The organism is Mesorhizobium sp. M2A.F.Ca.ET.037.01.1.1, assembly GCF_003998075.1.
Lineage (GTDB): Bacteria > Pseudomonadota > Alphaproteobacteria > Rhizobiales > Rhizobiaceae > Mesorhizobium.
The window spans coordinates 1-2877 of the sequence record NZ_RZSA01000857.1; the positions used below are offsets into that span (position 1 = coordinate 1).

Annotated in this window: 2 protein-coding genes; both read right to left on the reverse strand. The window is 66.4% G+C overall.

Features of this window, described 5'->3' with window-relative positions; translation table 11 throughout:
* Positions 1-21 precede the first annotated feature (21 nt).
* Complete coding sequence (locus tag EOA27_RS30255; RefSeq protein WP_126081218.1) at positions 22-1206, reverse strand: CoA transferase; 1185 nt, start codon at positions 1204-1206, stop codon at positions 22-24.
* 15 nt (positions 1207-1221) lie between these two features.
* Positions 1222-2745, reverse strand: a complete 1524-nt coding sequence (locus tag EOA27_RS30260) for a tripartite tricarboxylate transporter permease (protein WP_126081217.1) — start codon at positions 2743-2745, stop codon at positions 1222-1224.
* Positions 2746-2877 lie beyond the last annotated feature (132 nt).

Sequence of the window (2877 nt, forward strand, 5' to 3'; positions counted from 1 at the left end):
GGCCGGTCTTTTTATCTTCGCTCATGCCTGCGCCCTCGACGTACCGCGCCCGGGCAAGGCGGCGAACACCTCGTCCGTATGCTCGCCAAGGCGCGGCGGCGGTGCCGTTGGCGTGGGCGCCACGCCGTCGACCATGAAGCCGCCGCGCACCACCGTCAGCGGCCGATCCATGCCGGACATGCCCTCGAACGAGGAAGCCATGCCGCGCTCGGTGACCTGAGGCTCCTCGAGCACCTGCGGGATCGTCAGCACCCGCCCTGCCGGCACGCCGGCACGGTTGAGTTTCTCTTCCCACGTCGCCGCCGAAGCGCTGCCAAGCGCGTCCTCGATCAGCACCTTCAGCGCTGCCCGGTTCTGCTTGCGCGTCTCGCGCTCGGCAAAGCGTGTATCCGACGCCAACTCCGGCCGCCCGATCAACCCGCAAAGGGTCACGAATTGCTCCTGCTTGTTGGCCGCGATGTTGAGCAACCCCTCGCCGGTGTGGAACGCGCCGGAAGGTGCGGCCGTCATGTTCTCATTGCCCATCGGCTTTGGCTCGACGCCAGCCGTCAGATAGTTCGACACCGGCCAGCCCAGCGCCGACAGCGTGCATTCGAGCATCGAGACGTCGAGAAAGGCGCCCTCGCCTTTTGTCTTCTGCTTCACCAGCGCCGCGGCGATGGCGAAGGCGCCGACCAGCCCGCCCAGCGTGTCGGCCACTGGATAGCCGACGCGCAGCGGCGCCGTTTCCGGCGTGCCGGTAATGCTCATGATCCCCGACAGGCCCTGGATGATCTGGTCGTAGGCGGGATTGCCGCGCATCGGCCCGGTCTGGCCGAAACCGGATATCGCGCAATAGACGAGGCCCGGTCGGACTTCCTTCAGCTTTTCATGGCCGAGGCCGAGGCGATTCATCACCCCCGGCCGGAAATTCTCGACCAGCGCGTCGGCCGTCGCCACCAGGTCGAGGAAACGCTCGCGATCGTCGGGCTTCTTCAGGTCGAGCACAACAGATCGTTTGCCGGAGTTCTGCGCCAGGAACGAGGCCCCCATACCGGCCTGGTTGAGTTCAGGCGAGGCGCCGAGCTGGCGCGCAAGATCCCCGCCCGGCGGCGCCTCGACCTTTATGACGTCGGCGCCGAGCAGCGCCAGCTGGTAGGCGCAGTAGGGACCCGCCAGCACATTGGTGAGGTCGAGGACGCGGATACCGGAAAGCAGGTCTGTCATGATGCTCCAACCCGGTCAGGCATCGCCCGGCACATGCTCCGGCCCGCGCCTGCGCCGGTGCTCGATCCAGGCCCAGATATGCGGCCCGACAAGGCCGATGAAGGCGAGCGTCAAAAGCGTCAGCGACAGCGGATGCCGGAAGAACACCGTCCAGTCGCCGTTTTCTATCGTCATCGCGCGGCGGAACTGCGTTTCGGCAAGCGGTCCCAGGATCATGCCAATGATCACCGGCGCTGTCGGGAAATCGAAGCGCCGCATCAGGAAGCCTGCCGCGCCCAAGAGATAGAGGATCGCGAGATCGATCGGGGACTGCGAGATGCCGTAAGTGCCGACGGTGGCGAACACCAGGATGCCGGCATAGAGCTGCGGCGCCGGGATCTTCAGGAGCCGCACCCAAAGGCCGATCAGCGGCAGGTTGAGGACGACCAGGATGACGTTGGCGATGAACAGGCTGGCGATCAGGCCCCAGACCAGATTGGCCTGCGTCGTCAAAAGCAGCGGCCCCGGATTGATGCCGTAGCTCTGGAAGGCCGACAGCATGATCGCCGCGGTCGCCGAGGTCGGCAGGCCGAGGGTCAGCATCGGCACCAGGACGCCGGCGGCCGATGCATTGTTGGCGGCTTCCGGCCCCGCGACGCCTTCGATGGCGCCGACCGTGCCGAACTCCTCCTTATGCTTCGAAAGCTTCTTCTCGATCGCATAGGACAGGAAGGTCGGGATCTCGGCGCCTCCGGCCGGCATGGCGCCGATCGGAAAGCCGATCGCGGCGCCCCTGAGCCAAGGCTTCCACGAGCGCGCCCATTCGGCCGCCGTCATGTAGAGCGAACCTTTCAGCGGCACGATCTCGTCCTTGCCGGCATAGCGGCGCGAGGCCATGTAGAGCGTCTCGCCGACGGCGAACAGGCCGACCGCGATGATGATGACGTCGACACCGTCGAGCAATTCGGCCGTGCCGAAGGTGAAGCGCGGCTGTCCGGTCTGCAGGTCGACGCCGATCATGCCGACGACAAAGCCGGCGAACAGGCTGGTCAGTCCTCGCACCGACGACGAACCGAGCACCGCCGAGACGGTGATGAAGGCCAGCACCATCAGCGAGAAATATTCGGCCGGCCCGAACTTCAGCGCGTATTTGACCACGGTCGGAGCCAGGAAGGCGACACCCAGCGTGCCGAGCGTGCCGGCAACGAAGGAGCCGATCGCCGAGGTGGCGAGCGCCGCCCCGCCGCGCCCCGAACGCGCCATGCGGTTGCCCTCGAGCGCGGTGACGATCGTGGCGCTTTCGCCAGGCGTGTTGAGCAGGATCGACGTCGTCGAGCCGCCATACATCGCGCCGTAATAGATGCCGGCAAACAAAATGAACGAGGCCTCCGGCGCCACCTGGTAGGTGATCGGCAACAAGAGCGCGATGGTCAGCGCCGGCCCGAGCCCGGGCAGCACGCCGATCGCCGTTCCGAGCGTCGTGCCGACAAGGCACCATAACAGGTTGGTCGGCGTGAAGGCGACAGCGAACCCGTGCGCGAGATGGCTGAGCGTGTCCATGATCTCAGCCCCCCTTGCCGCCGAGCATGGCGCCCATCAGCGCGTTGAGCTGGTTCTCGATCAGGCCGGCACCGATGTTGACGCCGAGCGCCTTGGCGAAGCCGAAATAGGCGGCAAGCGCCAGCACGAGGC

Coding starts and splice junctions, on each gene's coding strand:
- EOA27_RS30255 (WP_126081218.1), bottom strand. CDS start 1,206: ATGACAGACCTGCTTTCCGGTATCCGCGTCCTCGACCTCACCAATGTG.
- EOA27_RS30260 (WP_126081217.1), bottom strand. CDS start 2,745: ATGGACACGCTCAGCCATCTCGCGCACGGGTTCGCTGTCGCCTTCACG.